Origin of the sequence: Flavobacterium oncorhynchi (assembly GCF_002217355.1) — a bacterium.
GTDB lineage: Bacteria > Bacteroidota > Bacteroidia > Flavobacteriales > Flavobacteriaceae > Flavobacterium > Flavobacterium oncorhynchi.
In genome coordinates this window covers 156,103-179,283 of sequence record NZ_MUHA01000006.1, presented here as the reverse complement: position 1 = coordinate 179,283, position 23,181 = coordinate 156,103, and the positions used below count along the sequence as shown (strand labels likewise).

The following is a 23,181-nucleotide window of genomic DNA, read 5'->3' as shown; positions in this document are numbered from 1 at the left end:
ATAGGTAGATATATTTAATTCAATTGACCGCAGTATGAAGTGCTTACGGTATTATGATGCAATAATACGAATAAAATTTAATCATACAATAGTATTTTAAAAAAAGAAAATATATTTTTGTAAAACAATTTTAGATCATGATACAACGAATTCAAACCGTATATTTAATTCTTACCTTTTTAGTAACAGGGGTTTTAATGTTTTTTACGCCGCTTTGGACCTTAAATACTGGTAAAGCTTTTTACTTTATGCAAGATCAGCTTTACACTGTTTTACTAGGATTAAGTACAATGCTTAGCATCGTTAGTATCATTTCATACAAGAAAAGACAAAATCAATTTGTAATGGGCAGATTGAACATAATATTAAATTTAATTTTATTAGGATTATTTGTATATCGTTCTCTAAATTTATCTGGAGAGACAGTAAATGCTGTTTCTGAGAAAGGTATTGGGATGTTTCTTCCTATTGTTGCTATCGTGTTATTAGTTTTAGCTAATAAAGCCATCAAAAAGGACGAAGATCTTGTAAAATCTGTAGATCGTTTGAGATAAACCTATAAACTTAATTTTTATGTGCGAAGAGAACCCGAAATTTTATTTCGGGTTTTTTTGTGCTTTTAATTTACACCTAAACTGATAATTCTAAAACGAAGACTAAAAACAAAGTTGTAAGATATTTTTTTCATAAATTTGTATTTCTGTTCCAAAAACCATTATGACAAATAAAATAAGGATTCATCTTGCCGACGATCATCAAGTACTGATTGATGGGCTCACTAATTTACTTCAGACTGTTTCTAATTTTGAAGTTGTAGGAAGCTCATTGAATGGCAGTACGATTTATGAAGATATCTTGCTCGACAAACCAGATATATTAATTCTTGACATCAGTATGCCAGGAAAAGACGGTGTTGAAGTTTTAAAAGAATTCAGTCAAAAAGGATTTCCTGCAAAAGTGATTATTTTATCCAGTTATGATGATTTAAAAATCATAAAAGAAGTAATGAAATTAGGTGCAAAAGGCTATTTGACAAAAAAATGTGCCGGCCAGAATATCATCGAAGCAATTGAAGCTGTTTATCAAGAACAAGAATATTTTTGTGATGCTGTAAGAGAGAAAATATTCAACATCTTTTTTCAAAATAATCCAAAAGTAAACAAAGATGTTTATATCGAAAATCCTATTTTAAGTCCGCGTGAAATTGAAATAATCACGCTGATATGCTTGGAATACAGCGGAAAAGAAATAAGCGAACAGCTTTTTATCAGTACAAATACTGTTGAAACACATCGCAAGAATATCATGAAAAAACTGCAGATAAAAAACACAATTGGACTGGTAAAATATGCATTAAAAAATAATTTAATTAATTCGTAGTTCAGAAAATACAAATAAGTAACTATCAGAAATTTTATGGTGTTTATTAGAATTTTAATATTGATATTATTCTTTATTTCCAATGGAGACAAAGTCTACAGTCAGCAAAATAATCCTTCTGAAACAACGAATCCTGCATTACTAAATGATTCCAGCAAAAACACTATTTCTCCACAGGCCAAACGCGAACAGTTAAGAAACAAAAAAGTAGTCAGCTTATTTGTTGTACTTATTATAATTATTTCACTCTTATTTTACTTTGTTTATCAAAACAATAAACTCAAGCAAAAAATTAGGAGAAAAGACATCAAACAGAAAATACTCTTAAATGTTATTAATGCTGGAATTGACAGCCAGGAAAACGAACAAAAAAAAATCGCATCGTTTTTGCACGATAACATCAACTCACTATTAACTTCAGCTTCATTGCATTTAAACGTTTATACCACAAAATACAATGTAACATCAGAAGAAATCAGTAAATCAAAAACGATTTTGGCAGAAGCGCACGATTTATTGCGTGATATGTCTCATGACCTTGTCCCTACTCTTTTAGTCCGATTTGGGTTAATCTATGCTTTAGAAGATTTATGCGAAAAAAACAGCACTTCAAATATACGTTTTGAGTTTTCTAGTTATGTTCCTACAGAAAGAAGATATCCAGAGAAATTTGAAATGAAACTTTATTTTATTGTAACTGAACTGTTCAATAATATTATAAAACACAGCGGCGCTCAAAAAGCTAGAATCACATTGCAAGAAAAAAACGAGCACTTTGTAATCATTATTTATGATAACGGTAAAGGCTTTAAAACACTTAAATTAAAACAAATTGAAGGTTTTGGATTAAACCGTATTCGAGCTAGAATCAAAAAATACAAAGGAAGCTTCTCTATCTCTTCAAAGGAAAACAATGGAACAACAATTAAAATACAAATTCCATTACCTCATTAATTTTTTTACTTTTTACCAATTTCTATAATCTCAAGATCCTTTATTTTGTCGTCATCAATTACAAAACGAAGCATTGTTCTCATTTGATGAAATCCACTTTTACCTGCAGCACCAGGGTTCATGTGCAGTAAATTGTTTTTCTTATCAAACATTACTTTTAAAATATGAGAATGCCCGCAAATAAATAATTTTGGAGGATTCGAAACCATTTCTTCTCTAATACTTGGATTGTATTTTCCGGGATAACCCCCAATATGAGTTATCCAAACAGAAACATTTTCACACAAAAACCGATTATGAAGCGGGAATTCTAATCTTGCTTTTGCATCATCAATATTGCCATATACACAACGAAGAGGTTTCAACTTTTTTATAGTATCAGTCACATTCAAATCTCCAATATCTCCAGCGTGCCACACTTCGTCAGCCTGAGACACATATTTTAAAATTGTTTCATCAATATGACTGTGAGTATCTGAAAGCAGGAGGATTTTTTTCATTCTTTTTTAAGGAGGTACAAAGGTTCTGAGGTGCAAAGGTACAAAGGTTTTTTTTAAGGGACTAAGGTTCTGAGGGGCTAAGGTTCTGAGGATTTTCTTTATCAGGTTCGAAAATTTTTCTTATAATTTTAAAATAAAAAATCCGATTAGCTAAAGCCAATCGGATTTATATTTTGACAGGTTTTTAAAACCTGTCAGGTATTTATTCATTACTATTTTTTAGAGGTTTGATTTTTCACATCCTTTGCCTCTTTCGTATCCATCATTTCCATAAGCTTCATTCCTAATAAACCACTAATAGATCCATCAGAACCAGCATTTCCTGAAATTAAAACATCTGGAATCACTTTAATGTTTCCTTTTCCAATTTCCTCTGTTACCTTGTAGCGGGTAAAATTATCACCACCCATCGCAGTAACTTGTAGTTGATAAGATTCTGCAGTCGATTTACCAATTGCCATGATTTTTTCTGCTTCAGCAAGACCCGTTTTTGAAATTCGTTCCGCTTCTGCACTTGCGTTCAACTTAGTTGCTTCGGCCTGTGCTCCTGCTCTCGCTTTGGTTGCTTCCGCTTCAGCATTTGCACGCATTTTTGTAGCTTCTGCTTCAGCATTTACATTCAATTTCAAACTGGTTGCATCACCTTCTGCTTTTTTTACCGTTGCATCGGCAGTACGCTGTGCGATTTCAACACTTTGCGACGCTCTAACAATTTCTTTCTGCATATCAGCAATTGCAGTTTCTTTTTCCATTCCCTGACGTTGTTCTTGCGCCATTCTTTGGGTTTGATATGTTTTTTGCTCTTCCTCTGCCAGTTTTCGATCTGTTAAAGTCTTCATTAATGAATCTGGCGGAACAATATCTCCAATCAAAGTATCAACCGCATTTACGTTGTATTCGTCAAGCACCAATTTAATATGATTTTTTGCCGATTCCTGACGCTCTTTTCTAGTTGTTAAAAACGAAATCACATCACTGTCCTGAGCAGAGTTTCTGAAGTAGTTACCAATTGTAGGTTCTAAAACCTGAGAAACTAAATTGTTCATACTTCCAAATCTTGCAATTACTTTTGGCGCTTCGGCAGCGGGAACGTGAATGATTTGCGCTACATCCAAATTGAAAGGGAAACCATCTTTTGAGCGAACTGTAATCGTCGAAAGATTTTTATCTAAGTCATGCGATTCACTGCGTGCGTTAGCCCAGTTTAATACTAAATTCGTTGTTGGAACTGGCTCTAATTTGGTCGTGTATTTGTTCAATGCATATTTACCTGGTCCAAAAGGTTCCATCCAAACACCTCTTTGTCCTTTTGAAACAATGTTTCCATGTTTAAAAGTATCCCCTGTAACATCCTGTCCGTCTTCTCCAATATAAGAAATCACAACTCCAACATATCCAATTGGCACATCAGTCATTGGGTTTTGTTCTATCAAGATTCCCCACGTATTAATATAATACGACCCAGCAAGCATAACCTGAGGCTGCAAACCACGATTTCCGCCGTGCTCTAAAAACTTATCAAAATCCTGAAAATTATTATGATCGTTGACAAACTTACCAGCAATTTGTCCTTGCGGAATCGGCTCTCCATCAAGCGCCGTTACAATACCAATCATGTTTTCGTAAATCTTGATTTGATCAGCGATAATAATTTCGAACAAAAAAGTATTTATACGATACGATCCCGTTGTAATAAAAGCTGTCTGGCGCCCTTTTTGCCCGCCATTATTCAAAAATGCTGTTGCGTCCTGAAAATTGTCACTTTCAACTTTTCTGGCTAAGATTCTTCCGGTTGGAATTTCTTTTCCATCTTTACTTAAAACCAAACCAATTTTTCCTTCGGGAATAATTGTAAACCCAGTCATATCGATTGAATATTGCCAAATCCACATTCCCCAATACAAACCTGGAGCTAATGTTTGTGCCTGATAACCAGCCTCTCCTTTTGTTGCAATGATTCGGCCGTCTGGCAATGATTTGTCTGCGCCAAACAAAACAAATTTTTTGGTTACTAAACCAATTTTATCCTCTGGAACGATCACCATTCCGAAGAAAACGCGTAAAATAAATTTGTAAAATACAATGGCGAATAAGATTAAAATTATCCACCAATAAGAAGTAATTTCATTCATAGTTTTTTGATATTTAGACTACAAACATAACAGAAATATTTCCTGTTAAAATGAAATATTTTCAAAAATTAACATTTAGTTATTTCATCTAAAAAACTCGTAAAAAAAGACTTTTTTAAATCGTTGGAATTGTCAATTTCTGACACGATTTTTCACCAAACAAACTATGATTGGTATTTTAGGATTTAATGTTTTTTAACAGGTTCAAAGTGACAAAGAAACAAAGATTCAAAGGTTTTCTGTAGAAGCGAACAGCAGTGTATCTTACATCATGCAAAATCTATTGTGACAATCGCTATATAGACATGCTGCGATATGCCTTTACAAAATCGGCATATAAAAACCCTTTGCTTCTTTGAACCTCTGAACCTTAACTACTTCTAAAAAAACTTAGTCCCGATAGCTATCGGGAGAGCACCTTAACACCTTAGCCACTTTTTTTCGTACCTTTGCGCCTCAGAACCTCTGCACCTTAAAATGAGATATTTTATTCAATTTGCTTATAACGGAACACATTATCATGGCTGGCAAATTCAGCCCAACGCCTCATCTGTTCAGGAAACTTTAAATAAAGCGCTTTCAGTTTTACTAAATTCGCGCATCATTTTAATGGGCGCAGGACGAACTGATACTGGTGTTCATGCTGAGGAAATGTATGCGCATTTCGATTACGATTCTGATATTGACAGCAAAATTCTGGTTCATAAACTTAATTCGTATTTACCAAAAGACATTGCTATTTTTAATCTGATTAAAGTTCACGATGATGCGCATTGTAGATTTGACGCTATAAAAAGAACTTATGAATACCATATAAACACTGTTAAAAATCCATTTTTACAGGAGTTGAGCTGGTACTTTAATCAAAAATTAGATGTAGCTTTGATGAATAAGGCAGCGAAAATTTTATTACAGCACACCGATTTTCAATGCTTTTCGAAAGTACATACAGATGTAAATACCTTTGATTGCACGATTTTTGAGGCGTATTGGAAAGTTGAAAACAGCAAATTAATTTTTACAATATCGGCTAATCGTTTTTTACGGAATATGGTTCGCGCAATCGTGGGAACTTTAGTCAATATTGGTTTACATAAAATTACACTGGCAGATCTTGAAAATATTATTGCCAGTAAAAACAGAGAAAAAGCAGGTTTTTCAGTTCCTGCACATGGTTTATATTTAACCAAAATTTATTACGACTATTTATAACTGTTGGATTTAAGCCTATTGCCTAAAGCTTACAGCATAAAGCATTGAAAAACATAAATGAAAGCAAAAGCATTTGATACCGGATTATTCAAACGAATTTTAAAATATACCAAGCCTTATAAATGGCGCTATTACGGCGTTATTATTTTTGCCATTTCGCTATCCATTTTTGCAGCACTGCGACCTTATTTACTAAAACAAACGGTCGACGGCTATATCGCGACTCATGACAAACAAGGTTTACTGTTATATATTATTTTAATGGGAGTGGTTTTACTGATGGAAGTTTTCTCTCAGTTTTACTTTGTATATTGGGCCAACTGGCTTGGACAGGATATTGTAAAAGACATTCGTACAAAACTTTTCAAACACATTTTGAGTTTTAGAATGAAGTATTTTGATTTGGTACCAGTAGGACAATTGGTTACCAGATCTGTTTCAGACATTGAATCGATTGCTCGAATTTTCAGTCAAGGTTTGTTTATGATTATAAGCGATTTGATGAAAATGCTGGTGGTTTTGATTTTTATGTTTTATATGAACTGGAAGCTAACTTGGATTGTTGTGGTAGCAATGCCAATTCTTGTTTACATCACTAGAATTTTTCAGCGTAAAATGCAGGTTGCTTTTGAGGAAGTGCGCACGCAAATTGCAAACATGAACTCTTTTGTACAGGAACGTGTTACGGGAATGAAAATCGTACAGCTTTTTAATCGTGAAAAAATAGAAGCCGAAAATTTCAAAGAAATCAACAATAAACATAGAGTTGCTTGGATTAAAACTATTTTATACAACTCGATATTTTTCCCAATTGCCGATATTATTTCATCAATTACTTTAGGTTTAGTGGTAGTTTACGGCGGTTTTAAAATTTTAAACGGAGATCATTTCACTACGTTTGGAGATTTATTTTCTTATACTATGTTTATCGGAATGTTGTTTAATCCGTTAAGACAGATTGCTGATAAATTTAATGAGATGCAATTAGGAATGATCGCTGCCAATCGTGTTTTTGATATCATCGACACTCAAGACCATATTCAGGATACCGGAACTATTGAAGCTCCAGTATTTGAAGGAAGCATCGAATTCAAACAGGTTCGTTTTAGTTACATTCCAGAAGAAGAAGTTATTAAAGGAATTGATTTATCTGTTAATGCAGGACAAACAATTGCTATTGTAGGTTCTACTGGCGCAGGAAAATCGACTATTATTAATTTACTGAATCGCTTTTATGAAATTAACAGCGGCAGCATTTATATTGACGGTCACAATATCGAAAATTATACTTTGGCTTCGTTACGAAAACAAATTGCGGTGGTACTGCAGGATGTTTTTTTGTTTGCCGATACAATTTACAATAATATTACACTGCATAATCCAGAAATCACTCGTGAACAAGTTTTGGAAGCAGCAAAAAAAATTGGCGTTCATGACTTTATTATGAGTCTGCCTGATAATTATGATTTTGATGTTAAAGAAAGAGGTGTAATGCTTTCGTCTGGACAAAGACAACTTATTGCTTTTTTACGTTCATATGTAAGTAATCCGAGTATTTTGATTTTAGATGAAGCAACTTCATCAATAGACACTTATTCAGAAGAATTAATTCAGCGCGCTACAGAAACGATTACGAAAGGAAGAACTTCAATTATTATCGCACACCGATTGGCAACAATTGTTAATGCTGATAAAATTGTCGTTATGGATAAAGGATTAATCGTAGAACAAGGAACACATCAAGAATTACTCACTAAAACCGATGGCTATTATAAAAACTTATATGACTCACAATTTGCAGTTGCAAATTAGGTTTTAAACAATACAATACTTTTTTGAAATTTAAATACAATACCACCTCCCGTCGTGCCTTTTTAATTTATGTAATTATCTCTATACTAATTACCGTTACTTCTGTTTACATACTTAGTAAATTAATTACAGATCTTACGGAACAAGCAAGTGAAGATATGGCGCAGCGCAGCTTTTATAAAAAGCAGGAATTCATGTCGCAGGAATTTTCAAAATTCCTAGAACAAGAAAACCAGATAAAACATATTCTAAACATTAGTAATTCCAGTAATTTATCGACAAACTTAAAAGTTTTGTCTTCATTGCAAGCCACAAATGCAATGATTACGAACAACTGGTTTCAAATTAATGATGACAAAATTCAATTTGGAATTACTTTCCCTTCTGATTTAAGGAAAAAGGAGGCTGCTGATTTTATTCTTAAACACAAAGATGCCAATCATGTAAGCACTGTTATATTTCAAAATAAACAATGGCTTTGGAGAATTTATTTCAAATTGACTTCAAAAAATACCATTGTTCGTTATGGATATGACATTAATTTAAAGAGCCTACACGCCTACTTGTCTACAATTGACAAAACGGTTTCTAATTATGCTTTTGTATTTGATAAAACCGGCGCCTGTATTTTTCACCCAGACCTAAAATTTGTTGGAAAAAATATATTTGACGTTTCTTCTGTTAAACCTTCAGATACTATTTTCAGTAAGAAAAAAGATTTCGTAAAAAGAATTACAATGTCTGAGTTTTTAAAACTTGATGTAATACGATTTACCAAAAAACTAGACATTAAAGGTTCTCGATGGTTTGTATCTGTCAATTCACCTAAAATTTTTGAAGTCGAAAATGTGTCACTAATCAAAAAATACTCGACTTGGATTTATTCGATTACAACGATAACATTACTATTGATCTTTTCTATCTTCTCTTATGCAAATAGACGTGCCTTTAGAGAAAAAGAAATGGTTGAGAATGAAAAAAACAAACTTCTTGTCGAGAATGAAAAAATCATAAAAGAAAAAGCGCTTATTCAGTTACAACAATTAAAGGAACAGATAAATCCGCATTTTTTATTCAACTCGCTCAATTCACTCTATATGTTAATTGACAACGATGTTAAAACCGCGCAAAAGTTTACACTCAACTTATCGCGCATTTATCGCTATTTAATAGATCCGCCAGAAAAAAACATTGTCCCGCTAAAGCAGGAATTGTTATTTATCGAAAAATATATCTTTTTACAGCAAACTCGTTTTAAGGAAGAATTGTTCTTTTCGATTCAAATCGAAGACCAAGAAGCCTTAGAAAAATTTATTCCGTATCTGGCTCTTCAAGTTGTGATTGAGAATGCGATTAAGCATAATAAAGCAACGCAGGAAACTCCGTTGAGAACTCAAATTCTGATTCAGAAAGATCAAGTAATTATTACGAACAATCTCCAAAAAAAGGCTGACAGCGAGCCGAGCACTAAGTTTGGGCTGAATTATTTAAACAGTATTTATCAATTTTACTCGAAAACCAATTTTGAAACCTCAGAAAAAGAGGGCAATTTTGTTTGTATCCTGCCTTTAATACCCATTCACTCCTAAAATAAAGCCACTCACTCCCTTTTGTTTTTTTTTCGAGCTAAAATCAAATAGCTTCGGCGGAAAATTAACTTAAACTTAACATCAAAATGAAGGAAAAGGCATTCCTGCATAATTTAAAATTATTCTGCTTACTAGTTCTGCTCTTATTTGTTCCAGTTACTGTTCTTGCTCAGAAGAAAAAGAAAAAAGAAACGGATACCGAAATTGCAAAAGATTCTACTGATTCTAAAAAAACAAAGAAATACGGTGACCTTATAAAAAAGGGAACACTTAAAAAAGGGCTTTTTAATATCATTCAGGTTAAAACTGATGTTTATTTTGAAATTCAGGATAGTTTATTTAAAAGAGAATTTCTAGTTGTAAACAAATTATCTCAAGTTCCATTTCAGGTTAATGAAGCTGGATTAAACAAAGGGATGAATTATGAAAACAAAATAATTACTTTTTATAAAGATACAATTGCAAAGAAAGTTTGGGTAAAGTCATATGTTCCAAAAGTTTCTTCTCCTAAAGAAGACGCTATTACAGCATCAGTAATCGACAATTTCTCTGAATCTATTATTGAAGTTTTTGATATTGAGACTAAAAACAACGATTCGACTGCTGTTGTAATTAAAGTAAACAAGATTTTTGACGGGAAGCAAAAAAGCTTCAATGATGTTTTGAGCAATATTGGTTTTGGAGGTTCTGTAAAATCTGACTTATCTTATATTGAAAGTTTAAAATCATTTCCTAAAAACATTGTTGTAAAATCACAGTTAACGACTTCTGTAAGCGAAGGCGGACCAGCTTTGTCCGTAACTCTTGGTGTAACAAGTAATATTGTTTTACTTGATAAAACACCTATGAAACCGCGTTTTTCTGATAGACGAATTGGTTATTTCACTGAAAAACATTGGTACTTTGCTGATGCGCAGCAGGCAATGCTCGAAAAAGAGCTTATTACACGCTGGCGTTTGGAACCTAAAAAAGAAGATGAAGAACGCTATTTAAAAGGCGAACTGGTTGAACCTAAAAAACAAATTGTTTATTATATTGATCCTTCGACTCCAAAACAATGGAGAAACTACATTATTGACGGTGTTCACGATTGGCAGATTGCTTTTGAAAAAGCGGGATTCAAAAATGCCATTATTGCTAAAGAACCTACTGAAAAAGATTTAGATTTTGATATAGATGATGTACGTTATTCTGTAATTACATATGCTGCATCACCAAAATCAAATGCAATGGGACCATCTGTTGTTGATCCTAGAAGCGGTGAAATTCTAGAAGCCGATATCATCTGGTGGCATAATGTAATGACTTCTTTACAAAGCTGGATGCGTATACAAACAGGTCCAATTGACCCAAAAGCCAGAGCAAACAAATTTAGCGATGAACTTATGGGAGAAGCTATTAGATTTGTATCATCACATGAAGTTGGTCATACTTTTGGACTTAAACATAATATGGGATCTTCTTTTGCTTATGATGTTGAATCTTTGCGTTCTAAAGATTTTACTGCAAAAATGGGCGGTACTGCACCATCTATTATGGATTATGCTCGTTACAATTATGTGGCGCAGCCAGAAGATAATGTTACTGTAATTACTCCAAAAATTGGAGAATATGATAAATATGCGATCGAATGGGGTTACAGATGGTATAATGTAAATGAAAATGAAACTTTAAAATTAAACGAGTTAATTGCCAAACATCAAAACGATCCGATTTATTTTTATGGCGAACAGCAAGAAAATATAATCGATCCGCGTTCACAATCTGAAGATTTAGGAAACGACGCTGTAAAAGCGAGCGAATATGGTTTAAAAAATCTAAAACGTGTTGTAGATAACATCTTAAACTGGACTTACGATAAAGATCGTACGTATTACGAAACTGGTAAACTATATATAGGAACTATTGGACAATGGCAATTGTACAATCGCCATGTATTGAATAATATTGGCGGAGTTTATTTAAACGAAACTGTTCACGGAGACAACAAACAAAGTTACATTCCTGTTTCGGCAGTAATGCAAAAAAGAGCAGCCGATTATTTGATCAAAAACGTACTTACAATTCCGCAATGGTTATTCTTTAACGATATTTTAGACAAAACAAATCCGCTTAAAGATTCTCCTGTAGGACCTTACGAATACACGCCTTATACTTTATCAAGAGAATTGCAGTACGGTATTTTATACGATTTGTTTAGTGATGATCGTTTACTTCGAATAACAGAAAACGAATTGTACCAACGAAATAAAACCACTGAGAAGGTATTTACCGTAAATGATTTATTTAAAAAGATACATCAAAGTGTATTTGCAGGAACAATACAAGGTAAATCGCTGACAATTCTAGAGCGCATGACGCAAAAGAACTATGTAGATGTTTTGATTGTTTCTACAAATAAAATATTTGAAAAAACAGATGGTAAAAAAATAATCGACATTCAGGAAACATTAAATATGCCGCATTTATGCAATTATTTAGACGATTCGAAAATGGTTCGGAATATCAATCAGACTTCTTTAAAAAGAGTTACAGAAGTTACCTCTGATAAAAAAGGAGAATTGAATACGGTTTTAAAATTACTAAAACTGAAAAAGAATACTGGAGATCAATCGACTCAAAATCATTATACCGATTTAATTCAAAGGATCGAAAAAGCGCTAAACAACACAATCAATTAATATACAAAACAAAAACATGAAAAATTTTCTAAATATCTTACTGCTGTTCCTAGCCATCGCAGGATACTCACAGGATAATAGAACCATTACGGGAATCATTCTTGATGAAGCTGATCAATCTCCAATACCTGGTGCATCAGTTTTTGTAGAGAACAATTCTATCTCGAACAAAACTTCTCTAGCAGGAGTTATACACAGTGAAGCAATCGGAACTACAACTGATTTTGATGGTAAATTTCAATTAAAAATCAGCAAAAATGTTACTTCATTGAGAGTTACGTTTATGGGATACAAGCCATATACTCTTGAAATAACTTCTCAAAAAGAATATACAATCCGTTTAAAATCTGATGTTGCTCAGCTTCAAGAAGTGGTTTTAACTGGATACCAAAAAATCGAAAAAAGAAAACTGACTTCAGCTATTACTAAAGTTGATATGGCTTCGATTCAGCAATCAGGAGTTTCTGGTGTCGATCAATTATTAATGGGACAAGTTGCGGGTGTTGCCGTTACAACTCCGTCTGGAGCGCCGGGAGCGCCAGCCAAAATTAGAATTAGAGGTACCGCATCTCTTAATGGTACGCAAGATCCTTTATGGGTACTTGACGGATTACCATTAGAAAATAATGATGTTCCTAAAAACTATGACAAGGAAAATATCGATCAACTTGCAAATTACTCTATCGCTGGTTTAAACCCAGATGATATTAAAGATATTACAATATTAAAAGATGCTGCAGCAACTGCGATTTATGGTGCTCGTGCCGCAAATGGTGTAATTGTAGTAACTACAAAAAAAGGACGCAGAGGTAAAATGGTTGTAAACTTCAATACAAACACCTTTATTACAAGAAGACCTGATTTTGACAAATTGAACTTATTAAATTCAAATCAAAAAGTAGATTTAGAACTTAACATGGCAAGTCGCGCAGATTTGACATATAGAGACACCGGTGGTGAAGTTGCTCGTATCTTAAACGGAGCGAATGAATTAGATGCCTTCAGAACCGGTGGTTTCTCTTCTTTAAGTGCAGGAACACAGCAATCAATCAATAACTTAAGAAATCAAAATACAAATTGGGGTAACTTATTGTATCAAGATGCAATTAATACACAGCATGGTTTAAGTTTATCCGGCGGTGGCGAAAAATCGGATTACTACTTCTCTTTAGGATATTATGACGAAAACGGAGCTACTGTTGGTACAGGTTTCAAGCGTTACAACTTGACATTGAAAAACAACTACGAGATTACTGATAAATTTAAAGTTGGTATTGGAATTTTTGGTGCCGAAAATAAAACGACATCTTACTTAACAGATCTTGATGGATTTACAAATCCAGCAAATTATTCAAGAAACGTAAATCCTTATTTAACTCCGTACAATGCAGACGGAAGCTATAAATATGACCCGGATATTGCTTCTTATTCTGATATTAAACTTCCATTTAATTTCTTAGAAGAAAGAAACAATACTTCGTACGATTTAAAAACGAGAGCAATAAAAGCATTGTTTGATGCTGAATATAAAATCACAAAAGATTTAAGAGTAACAAGTCAGTTAGGTTTACAACTTGACAATTCTTCTAGTGAAAAATATGCTGGTCAGGAAACTTTTTATACTAGAAGACAAAGAGAAAGATCAAGTTATTTTGCTGATAATACGCAAAAATACTTTTTACCTGATGGTGGAATTATTCAAAACACAAATACAGACTTTTTTCAGTACAACTTAAAAACAATGGTGAACTATTCTAAAACTTTAGGAGAAAATCACGAAATTGAAGTAATGGCTGGTAATGAATTAAGAAGAAACAAAACGACTTCTATAGCAACTAAAGGTTTTGGTTTTGACGAAAATACCTTGACTACACAGCAAATTATTTTCCCAAATTCAACTTTTGCCAAAGAGGCATTTTACAAAACATATGTAAAAAAGGAAAACGAAAATGCTTTTGTTTCTTTCTTCGCAACAGCATCTTATACGTATAACAAAAAATACAGTTTTTACGGAAGTGTTCGTTATGATGGTTCAGATTTATTTGGTGTAGATCCTAAATACAAATACTTACCACTTTGGTCAGCATCTGGATCTTGGTTAGTTTCTCAAGAAAATTTCTTAAAAAACAGTAAAGCAATTTCTAACTTAAGACTTCGTGCTTCTTACGGTTTACAAGGAAATATTGATAAAAACACTTCACCTTACGTAGTTGGAGATAACCAAACAACAACTATCCTTCCTGGACAATCAGAATCTACAATTGTGGTATTGAGTCCGCCAAACAGCAAATTGCGTTGGGAAAAAACTCAAAACACAAACTTTGGTTTTGACCTTGGTGTACTTAACAACCGTATTACTCTTGTAACAGATATTTACGGAAGAAAAAGTACCGATTTAATTGGTTTAAAAGCAATACCATTAGAAAATGGTTTTGAATTTACAAACATGAACTGGGCACAGGTAAGCAACAAAGGTTTTGAAATCGCTTTATCTACAAAAAACATCGACCGCCCTAATTTTAAATGGAACACCAATTTTAACTTTGCACATAACAAAAGTAATATTGATCGTTTAGAAATAAGAGACAACAGTTATTTACCAAACCAAGAAGGACATGCTGTAAATGCAGTATTTGGTTTAAAAACAAACGGAATTGACGAAAACGGTTACCCGTTATTTGTTAATAAACAAGGAGAAACTGTAAATGCACAAACTTTCTTTGGTTTATATGATCCGCTTGCTGGTGTTTTTCCAGGTATGTTCTCGCAATCAGATTTAAGTGCGGCAGAGTTTAGAGACTTATTTACTTATTTGGGAGATAGAGATCCAAAATTTACAGGAGGTTTAATCAATACTTTTAAAGTAAGTAACTTTGATCTTACCATAGCAGCGTCATTTAACATCAAACAAACCGTTACAAGAACTCCTCCATACAACGGAACACTTGTAGATAGAGGACAAAACTATACGACTGATATTTTAAATGCTTGGTCGCCAACTAATACTTCATCAAACTTACCAGGAATTACAAGTAAAGATTCTGGTACGGGAGATTCTTGGATGGCTTACAATTGGTTCTCTGGCGGTAACCCAATTATTACTTACAACTATTTAGACACATGGGTCAGCGAAATGAGTTATATGAGATTAAGCAGTGTTCGTTTTGGATATACTTTCCCAAAAACGTTCCTAGACAAAATCGACATTCAAAGTATTAGAGTAAATATTGAAGCAAGAAACTTGTTCGTAATCAGCTCAGATTACAAAGGTTATTTTGACCCAGAAACTTTCGGAAACATTTACGCACAGCCAGTTCCTAGATCGTTGACTTTAGGATTTAATGTAACTTTCTAAAAATTAAAAAAGATGAAAAAATTCTCAAAATATATAACACTTTTCGTCGCTGCTATTGCACTTAGCAGCTGCGATGACTATTTGGATATTACTCCAGTGGGAAAAGTAATTCCAGAATCACTAAATGAGTTTCGTGCGGTTTTAACAACAGCATATTCAGTTTACCCAGAACACAAATCATTGAGCGCCGCTCGTACAGACGAACTAATACTGAATGAAGATAACAGTGAAACTGCTATTTACAAAGATGTACATATCTGGAAAGATCTAAATCCGGATCGAAATACACTAAATTTTCATTATCAAGATTTATATACTGTAATTTTTTATACAAACGTAATTATCAACGAAGCGTCTAATAAAGTAGCAGCATCTGAAGAAAGAGATCAATTAATTGGAGAAGCTTATGCTTTGAGAGCAATGGCAAATTTTGATTTAATAAATCTTTTTGGAAAACCTTATAATCCTGCAACTGCAGCTTCAGACAAAGGAGTTCCATTAGCTTTAGAGATTGATTTGGAGCAAGTATTTATTCCGCAGAGCGTAGACGTTATTTACAATCAAGTTATTTCTGATACTAAAGAAGCTGAAAAATTAATTAAATTAAGTACGCAGCCAAAAGGTTTAAATTACCGTTTCTCAAAAGTGGCGCTATACAGTTTAGAAAGCCGTTTGTATTTGTATCAACAGCAATGGCAAAAATCACTTGATGCTGCCAATAAAGCTTTAGAATTAAAAAACACTTTAATTGATTTAAAAGCAACGCCGGTTTTGGCTACAAAATATGATGGAAAAGAATCTATTTTAGCGCTTGAAGATGGTTATATCGTTGGTCTAAAAAGAGCTTCTTATGCATCTGCAGACTTAATTGCGGCTTACAATAAAACAACTGACTTGCGTTTCCCGCTTTATTTTGCAGCAAGCGGAAGCCGTTTTAGAATTTTAAAAGGTGGAAACGACGATCAAAAATCATCATTCAGATCTTCAGAACTGTATTTAACAAAAGCCGAAACTTTGTTGAAGTTGGATAATATTAACGATGCAAAAGCAACTGTTTTAACTTTTATTAAAAACAGATACACACCAGCAGGATACGATCAGCTTGCAAGCAGTATCAATACAATGAATGCGACTGATCTAACCAACTTCATTTTTGAAGAAAGACGCAGAGAATTTCCTGTAGAAGGACACCGCTGGTTCGATTTAAGAAGAAGTACTCAAAAACAAATTGTTCATAAATTCATGAACATAGAGTACACTTTACTACAAAACGATCCGCGTTACACTATTATTTATCCAGCAGACGCAAGATTAAATAATCCGAATTTATAAGTTCGTTCAAAATCAGAAAAAAGGTCCAGTTCAAAAAACTGGGCCTTTTTGCATTTAAAAACAGAGTCAACTATCTTTGCAAAATCAACTTTAGAATTCTGGTTCTATAAATGAAGCTTTAAAAATGAAAATTGCCATTGTTGAAGACGAATATCTTGCTTCAAGCTATCTAAAATCTATTTTAGAACAGCAGGACATTTTGCAAATAGCCGAAATTGCAGTTTTAAAATCTGTAAAAGAAGCTGTGGCCTTTTTTTCTGAAAACAATGTCGACTTGGCTTTTATGGATATTCATTTAGGCGACGGAAAAAGTCTTGAAATTTTTGAAAAAACAACGATCTCCTGCCCTGTCATTTTTGTTACCGCTTACGATTCCTACGCCATTTCAGTTTTTAAACACTTTACAATTGATTATCTTTTAAAACCTTTTGAAGAACAAGAATTATTTGAAGCCCTAATCAAATTCAAAAAAATAAAAGAAACTTTTAACAGCGATGCAACACTGCAATCATTAGTTGCAATCGAAAACCCCGAAACAAGCAAAATACAGCGTCATTTTTTAGTAAACCACGGTTATAAGCTTATCTCTATAAACGAAGCCGAAATTACCTATTTTGCCGCATCTGGAAAACATTTGTTTATATATGTCAATTCTGGAAACAGTTTTTTATACAATAGCACCTTGACCGATATTATTAACAACCTCGATCCATTTACATTTTTTAAAATAAATCGTAAATACATTGTAAATCGAAGTACTATAAAAGAAGTCTTGAAACACTCTAATCAAAAAATCGAATTGATTCTTACTGTTCCTTCTGTTGAAAATGACCCAATAATCATAAGCAAAAAAGAAATCAATAATTTCAAAAACTGGCTCGATCAATAAAATTCAGATCCTTTTTTGAGTTCTAAAATGTGGTTTTATTAGAATATCAAAAATCAAAAAAGTGTATCATTCGCATTTTTTGATAGAGAAGGACTTTACAAATTGCCAAAAAAATTTAGAAAACGTTAAATTAGCGTTATAAGAATCATAAAACTGATGCTTCATAACCAGCACGATAGCGATCATTTTTGATCAATTCTTTATCTTTGAGATTCAAAAATCAAATGTAAACGAAAATGCCACAACACAGATTTTACCCTGACGAAAAATTCAAAGAAATAGAAATAAATGCCTCATTACAACTTAAATACGCCATTTCAAACAGAGGCCGATTAATAAGCTTCACTGATGAAATTGAAAACGGACGTCTTTTAAAAGGCGGTTTAAGCGATGGATATCCTACTTTTAGATTTAAGGTAAAAAAAGACGATCAAATCGTTAACAAATACCTTTTTTTATACAAATTAGTTGCCCATTATTTTATTCCTAAAGAATCAGAAGAACAAACTTATGTACTTCACTTAGACTACAATCGAAGCAATGATGATGTACGCAATTTATGCTGGGCAACAAAAGCCGAAATGATGGCGCACAGCCGTAAAAGTCCGAAAGTAATTCAAGCCAAGAAAAACCTGATCGAGCACAACTTAAAAGCCGACGGAAGAAAATTGACTACAACAAAAGTCATGTTAATCAAGAAAATATTAGCAAGACCAGAACAAAAAACACGTCTAAAAATGATCGCCAAACAATTTGGCGTAAGCGAAATGCAGATACGTAGAATTGCAAGCGGTGAAAATTGGGGACACGTCAAAGTATAATTATAAATTGTAAATTATTAATTCAGCACTGATGTCACTCTGAGCGAAGTCGAAGCCCATTTCTACAAGAAAGGACTTCGACTTTGCTTATTATTGGTAAAGGGTGTAATTTCGATTTAAACTTCTAAATCTGAATTTTCAATTCATAATTCACAATTTACAATTCACAATTCATTCAATTTCTGTGAAAAGGTCAAAATCAGCAGGGGTAAAAATAAAATTTCAAGCGTTTTTTAAAATAATTCCTTAAATTCGCAATCACAAATAACAAAAGAAAAAATCGGCAAGTGAGTTTCGGAATTATAAACCTCCTTTTCGATAATAAATACTAAAAACCAAAAAAATGAAATACGACGTTATTGTTTTAGGAAGTGGTCCTGGCGGATATGTTACAGCAATTAGAGCATCACAATTAGGCTTTAAAGTAGCTGTAGTTGAAAAAGAAAATCTTGGTGGTGTATGTTTAAACTGGGGATGTATCCCAACTAAAGCATTATTGAAATCAGCTCAGGTTTTTGATTACTTAAAGCACGCTTCTGATTACGGATTGAAAGTTTCTGAATTTGATAAAGATTTCCCTGCTGTTGTTCAAAGAAGCCGTGGTGTTGCTGAAGGAATGAGCAAAGGAGTTCAATTCTTAATGAAGAAAAACAAAATTGACGTTATCGAAGGTTTTGGAAAACTAAAACCAGGAAAAAAACTTGACGTTACAGATAAAGACAATAAAGTTACTGAATACAGCGCTGATCATATTATCATCGCAACTGGAGCTCGTTCTCGTGAGCTTCCAAACTTACCTCAAGATGGTGTAAAAGTAATTGGATACCGTCAAGCAATGACGTTGCCAACTCAGCCAAAATCTATGATTATCGTAGGTTCTGGAGCAATTGGAGTTGAGTTCGCTCACTTCTATAACTCTATGGGAACTGAAGTTACGATCGTAGAATTTATGCCAAACATTGTTCCTGTTGAAGACGAAGATGTTTCTAAACAAATGGAACGTTCTATGAAAAAAGCAGGTGTAAAAATTATGACTAACTCTTCTGTAGAAAAAATTGATACTACAGGAAATGGAGTTAAAGCAACTGTAAAAACAGCAAAAGGAGAAGAAATTCTTGAAGCTGACATCGTACTTTCGGCAGTTGGAATTAAAACAAACATCGAAAATATTGGTTTAGAAGAAGTTGGAATCGCTGTTGACAGAGATAAAATCTTAGTAAACGCTTACAACGCAACTAACATTCCTGGTTACTATGCGATTGGAGACGTTACTCCTGGGCAGGCGTTAGCTCACGTAGCTTCTGCTGAAGGAATTAACTGTGTGGAAAAAATCGCAGGTTTACATGTAGATCCAATCGATTACGGAAACGTTCCTGGTTGTACTTATGCAACTCCAGAAATCGCTTCTGTAGGTTTAACCGAAAAACAAGCAAAAGAAAAAGGTTACGAATTAAAAATTGGTAAATTCCCATTCTCAGCTTCAGGAAAAGCAAAAGCTGCTGGTGCTGCTGACGGATTCGTAAAAGTAATCTTTGATGCTAAATACGGAGAATGGTTAGGATGTCACATGATTGGTGCTGGTGTTACTGATATGATTGCTGAGGCAGTTGTAGCTCGTAAACTAGAAACTACAGGTCATGAAATCCTTAAATCTATCCACCCTCACCCAACAATGAGCGAGGCAGTTATGGAAGCTGTTGCTGATGCATACGGCGAAGTAATTCACTTGTAACAATAACCAGAGACGCATTTGCATCTCTTCGGTTACATATTATTTTCAATTTAAAAAAGTCCGGTTTGTGAAAGCAAATCGGATTTTTTTATTGTTAAAATTTAAGCCGTTTATAAGATTTTTTTTATCTTGGAGTTAAAATATAAATACAGCCTGCAATTAAAATTAAAATAATACAGAATGGAAAATACACCAATATTCTTTGCCGACGGAGAAAATCCAAGAATGATCGAAGCACACAAAAAAGCACAAGAAACGTTTAAATATTTCTGGAGAGAATTATCGTGGGAATACCGTCGAATAGTTCCCGGACTTGATGTTGCTTGTGTAAAATTGGCTTTTACTCAGGAAATAGATGGTGAAATTCTAGTCGAACATATGTGGATTAACGATATCAATTTTGACGGCGATACTATTTATGGCGTTTTAGTAAATCAACCTGATGAGTTAACTAATGTAAACAACGGAGACGAAGTACAAATACCAGTCAATCAAATAAGCGATTGGTTATTTGCTATTCAAGGTAAAACCTACGGAGCCTTTACGATACACGCAATGCGTTCAGAAATGGATGAAGAAGAAAGAAAAGAACACGACAAAGCTTGGGGCTTAGAATTTGGAGATTTCGACGATATTCAAGTTGTTTCAGATCAAAAAGAAAAACCCGAAAATCTTATAGAACATCCGATGAGCAAAAACATGAAAGACAGTCTTGTTGATTTTCTAAAAAACAATCCCAAAGAACTTACCTCAAAGGATGAATTAGGTTATACTTTTCTTCATCTCGAAACAATTGCAGGAAATAAAACCTCAGTTGAAGTTTTGCTAAAATCTGGAGCAGATACTACAGCCAAAACCAACAACGGCAAAACCCCGCTTGATTTTGCAAAACAACTGAACTGGGAACATTTAATTCCTTTATTATAATAAAAAACATCTAAAATCCGATTGGTATAAACCAATCGGATTTTTTATTAGAAACTAGATCTGCTTACAATCACTACTCAGCAGCAGCCCTCAAACATAAACAGTTGATTTTTAGCATCATTATTTAAGAAAATCACTTATCTATACTTTTTTTTCATAATTTTAACACTAAATTTAATTCAAAAAAGCCTCGAAACAAATAATGCGCTCATTAGATTAATAAATTACCCTTTCATAAGAAATATAGATTTCTTATAAATATTAAGCAGAAAGATTATTTTCAACTTCTAAGTTTTTTTAGAGTCGGTTTTGGCAAAGAATAATCTACAGGATGTTGAAAAATTAAAATAATAAAATTTATATCCACTAAATAAATTAATGTTATGAAAAAAATCCTTCTTTCTTTTTTGTCAGTATTTCTCCTGACAGCCTGCAATAATAATCAAACCAATAATGCAGATAAAAGCGACAATTCAAATACAGCTGGAACTGAATTTAAACCTGCAAATATTAAAGAACAAATTTTGTATCAACGCGCAGTTGAAGCTGCAGTATGGGGAATGCCGGCAGTTAATTTTCAATTGATGTACGATGCTCTTGCAAAGATAAACGGTAATTACAATCAAGTTGCTATTTGGCCAAAACTGTTAGATTGGAAAAATCAAACTCTTACCCCAAATCCTGATGTAATTTATTTAATGCCTTTTTTCAATACAGAAAAAGTAGGTCCTGTTGTATTAGAAATTCCACCAGCAGACAATGGCGTTTTTAATGGCAGCGTAATGACCTACTGGCAAAATGCAATTGAAGATGTTGGTCCCGGAGGAGTTGATAAAGGAAAGGGCGGAAAATATCTATTTTTACCTCCTGGTTATGATAAAAGCAAAATACCAGCAGGTTATATCCCTTTGCAATCTGATACTTACAGAGGCTATGCCCTTTTGCGCTCTGTATTAAAAAGCGGCAGTGCTGCCGATGTTGCTGCGGCAGTAGCTTACTCCAAACGCATTAAAGTTTATCCGCTCAGCGAAGCTTCAAAAAATCCAACAACTGTTTTTATCGATGCGAGTAATAATGTGTACGACTCAAACATTCGGTATGACCATACTTTTTATGAAACATTAAATTCAATTGTACAAACAGAACCTTGGCTTACAAGAGATCGTGTAATGATTGATCCTTTAAAAACATTAGGTATTCAAAGAGGGAAATCTTTTGCTCCTGACGCCCGCACTAAAGAAATTCTAACACAAGCCGTAAAAACAGCTAAAGAATGGCTTTTATATAATTACGAAATAACGCCTCCTTTTTACAAAGACACACATTGGTTTTTTCCTGCAGATGAAGACAATATTAAAAGCGTAAAAAGCCAATACTCAATCTCAGAAATTTATCCTATCGACAATAGAGCCGTTTGTTACATGATCGCTTTTTTTAGCGCTAAACATCTTGGTGAATCACAATTTTACTTAATGCAGATTGTAGACAAAGATGGCAATCCACTTGATGGCAATAGCACTTACAAAGTAAATGTTCCTGCCAATGTTCCTGTAAAACAATACTGGTCAATGACAGTTTATAATAGAGACACGCACACCTTTATTCGAAACCAAAAACGTGCAGGACGTTCGTCGCAAAGTCCAGGATTAAAAACGAATAGTGACGGTTCTGTCGATTTATACTTTGGTCCAGCTCCGCCTGCAAGCGGTGAATCAAATTGGGTGCCAACAGATCCTAAAGGCAAGTTCGAAATATTAGCACGTTTTTACGGCCCAACACCTGCCTTAGGTGATCAAAGCTGGAAATTAACTGATTTAGAAAAAGTTAAATAACGAAAACTAAAATATTCTAAGGTCAAAATCTGA

General features: G+C 33.6%; 16 protein-coding genes. 14 read left to right on the top strand and 2 right to left on the bottom strand.

Annotation, left to right across the window (positions count from 1 at the left end; all coding sequences use genetic code 11):
* The first annotated feature begins 137 nt into the window (after positions 1 to 137).
* From B0A75_RS05300 to B0A75_RS05290, 3 genes are all read left to right on the top strand, one after another.
* On the top strand, positions 138 to 554 hold the full coding sequence (locus B0A75_RS05300) for a DUF4293 domain-containing protein (RefSeq protein WP_089053251.1): 417 nt from the start codon (positions 138 to 140) through the stop codon (positions 552 to 554).
* 163 nt (positions 555 to 717) lie between these two features.
* Positions 718 to 1,380 carry a response regulator gene (locus B0A75_RS05295; RefSeq protein WP_089053250.1) on the top strand — a complete coding sequence of 221 codons (663 nt, stop codon included), beginning with the start codon at positions 718 to 720 and terminating at the stop codon, positions 1,378 to 1,380.
* Positions 1,381 to 1,440: 60 nt separating this feature from the next.
* The gene (locus tag B0A75_RS05290) at positions 1,441 to 2,334 is read left to right on the top strand and encodes a sensor histidine kinase (protein ID WP_244284348.1); all 894 of its coding nucleotides are present in this window, start codon (positions 1,441 to 1,443) and stop codon (positions 2,332 to 2,334) included.
* A gap of 5 nt (positions 2,335 to 2,339) precedes the next feature.
* Here the strand turns inward: B0A75_RS05290 and B0A75_RS05285 are convergent, their stop codons facing one another.
* Both B0A75_RS05285 and B0A75_RS05280 read right to left on the bottom strand, forming a co-directional pair.
* On the bottom strand, positions 2,340 to 2,834 hold the full coding sequence (locus tag B0A75_RS05285; RefSeq protein ID WP_089053248.1) for a metallophosphoesterase family protein: 495 nt from the start codon (positions 2,832 to 2,834) through the stop codon (positions 2,340 to 2,342).
* 212 nt (positions 2,835 to 3,046) lie between these two features.
* Positions 3,047 to 4,966 carry an SPFH domain-containing protein gene (locus tag B0A75_RS05280; RefSeq protein ID WP_089053247.1) on the bottom strand — a complete coding sequence of 640 codons (1,920 nt, stop codon included), beginning with the start codon at positions 4,964 to 4,966 and terminating at the stop codon, positions 3,047 to 3,049.
* A gap of 477 nt (positions 4,967 to 5,443) precedes the next feature.
* Between B0A75_RS05280 and truA the strand changes: the two genes are divergently transcribed.
* From truA to B0A75_RS05225, 11 genes are all read left to right on the top strand, one after another.
* Entirely contained in the window at positions 5,444 to 6,178 is a 735-nt protein-coding gene (gene truA, locus B0A75_RS05275) for a tRNA pseudouridine(38-40) synthase TruA (protein ID WP_089053246.1), read from the top strand.
* Positions 6,179 to 6,235: 57 nt separating this feature from the next.
* On the top strand, positions 6,236 to 7,990 hold the full coding sequence (locus B0A75_RS05270; protein ID WP_089053245.1) for an ABC transporter ATP-binding protein: 1,755 nt from the start codon (positions 6,236 to 6,238) through the stop codon (positions 7,988 to 7,990).
* 23 nt (positions 7,991 to 8,013) lie between these two features.
* Complete coding sequence (locus B0A75_RS05265; RefSeq protein WP_089053244.1) at positions 8,014 to 9,579, top strand: sensor histidine kinase; 1,566 nt, start codon at positions 8,014 to 8,016, stop codon at positions 9,577 to 9,579.
* An 86-nt stretch (positions 9,580 to 9,665) separates the two neighbouring features.
* Positions 9,666 to 12,260: a zinc-dependent metalloprotease gene (locus B0A75_RS05260; protein WP_089053243.1), complete on the top strand. Its 2,595-nt coding sequence runs from the start codon at positions 9,666 to 9,668 to the stop codon at positions 12,258 to 12,260.
* A 16-nt stretch (positions 12,261 to 12,276) separates the two neighbouring features.
* Positions 12,277 to 15,615, top strand: a complete 3,339-nt coding sequence (locus B0A75_RS05255) for a SusC/RagA family TonB-linked outer membrane protein (RefSeq protein ID WP_089053242.1) — start codon at positions 12,277 to 12,279, stop codon at positions 15,613 to 15,615.
* Positions 15,616 to 15,627: 12 nt separating this feature from the next.
* Positions 15,628 to 16,947 carry a RagB/SusD family nutrient uptake outer membrane protein gene (locus tag B0A75_RS05250; protein WP_089053241.1) on the top strand — a complete coding sequence of 440 codons (1,320 nt, stop codon included), beginning with the start codon at positions 15,628 to 15,630 and terminating at the stop codon, positions 16,945 to 16,947.
* Positions 16,948 to 17,071: 124 nt separating this feature from the next.
* On the top strand, positions 17,072 to 17,836 hold the full coding sequence (locus B0A75_RS05245) for a LytR/AlgR family response regulator transcription factor (RefSeq protein WP_089053240.1): 765 nt from the start codon (positions 17,072 to 17,074) through the stop codon (positions 17,834 to 17,836).
* 236 nt (positions 17,837 to 18,072) lie between these two features.
* A complete protein-coding gene (locus tag B0A75_RS05240) occupies positions 18,073 to 18,657 on the top strand; it encodes an NUMOD4 domain-containing protein (protein WP_089053239.1) in 585 nt (194 codons plus the stop codon).
* A 343-nt stretch (positions 18,658 to 19,000) separates the two neighbouring features.
* Positions 19,001 to 20,389 carry a dihydrolipoyl dehydrogenase gene (gene lpdA, locus B0A75_RS05235; protein ID WP_089053238.1) on the top strand — a complete coding sequence of 463 codons (1,389 nt, stop codon included), beginning with the start codon at positions 19,001 to 19,003 and terminating at the stop codon, positions 20,387 to 20,389.
* 180 nt (positions 20,390 to 20,569) lie between these two features.
* Complete coding sequence (locus B0A75_RS05230) at positions 20,570 to 21,316, top strand: DUF2314 domain-containing protein (protein ID WP_089053237.1); 747 nt, start codon at positions 20,570 to 20,572, stop codon at positions 21,314 to 21,316.
* A 383-nt stretch (positions 21,317 to 21,699) separates the two neighbouring features.
* Complete coding sequence (locus B0A75_RS05225; protein WP_089053236.1) at positions 21,700 to 23,148, top strand: DUF1214 domain-containing protein; 1,449 nt, start codon at positions 21,700 to 21,702, stop codon at positions 23,146 to 23,148.
* The last annotated feature ends 33 nt before the right edge of the window (positions 23,149 to 23,181 follow it).

What these genes read in the sequence shown, in the direction of transcription:
- B0A75_RS05285 (WP_089053248.1), bottom strand. Translation starts at nt 2,834, where the DNA reads ATGAAAAAAATCCTCCTGCTTTCAGATACTCACAGTCATATTGATGAA.
- B0A75_RS05295 (WP_089053250.1), top strand. Translation starts at nt 718, where the DNA reads ATGACAAATAAAATAAGGATTCATCTTGCCGACGATCATCAAGTACTG.
- B0A75_RS05270 (WP_089053245.1), top strand. Translation starts at nt 6,236, where the DNA reads ATGAAAGCAAAAGCATTTGATACCGGATTATTCAAACGAATTTTAAAA.
- B0A75_RS05300 (WP_089053251.1), top strand. Translation starts at nt 138, where the DNA reads ATGATACAACGAATTCAAACCGTATATTTAATTCTTACCTTTTTAGTA.
- B0A75_RS05260 (WP_089053243.1), top strand. Translation starts at nt 9,666, where the DNA reads ATGAAGGAAAAGGCATTCCTGCATAATTTAAAATTATTCTGCTTACTA.
- B0A75_RS05245 (WP_089053240.1), top strand. Translation starts at nt 17,072, where the DNA reads ATGAAAATTGCCATTGTTGAAGACGAATATCTTGCTTCAAGCTATCTA.
- lpdA (WP_089053238.1), top strand. Translation starts at nt 19,001, where the DNA reads ATGAAATACGACGTTATTGTTTTAGGAAGTGGTCCTGGCGGATATGTT.
- B0A75_RS05240 (WP_089053239.1), top strand. Translation starts at nt 18,073, where the DNA reads ATGCCACAACACAGATTTTACCCTGACGAAAAATTCAAAGAAATAGAA.
- truA (WP_089053246.1), top strand. Translation starts at nt 5,444, where the DNA reads ATGAGATATTTTATTCAATTTGCTTATAACGGAACACATTATCATGGC.
- B0A75_RS05280 (WP_089053247.1), bottom strand. Translation starts at nt 4,966, where the DNA reads ATGAATGAAATTACTTCTTATTGGTGGATAATTTTAATCTTATTCGCC.
- B0A75_RS05255 (WP_089053242.1), top strand. Translation starts at nt 12,277, where the DNA reads ATGAAAAATTTTCTAAATATCTTACTGCTGTTCCTAGCCATCGCAGGA.
- B0A75_RS05230 (WP_089053237.1), top strand. Translation starts at nt 20,570, where the DNA reads ATGGAAAATACACCAATATTCTTTGCCGACGGAGAAAATCCAAGAATG.
- B0A75_RS05225 (WP_089053236.1), top strand. Translation starts at nt 21,700, where the DNA reads ATGAAAAAAATCCTTCTTTCTTTTTTGTCAGTATTTCTCCTGACAGCC.
- B0A75_RS05250 (WP_089053241.1), top strand. Translation starts at nt 15,628, where the DNA reads ATGAAAAAATTCTCAAAATATATAACACTTTTCGTCGCTGCTATTGCA.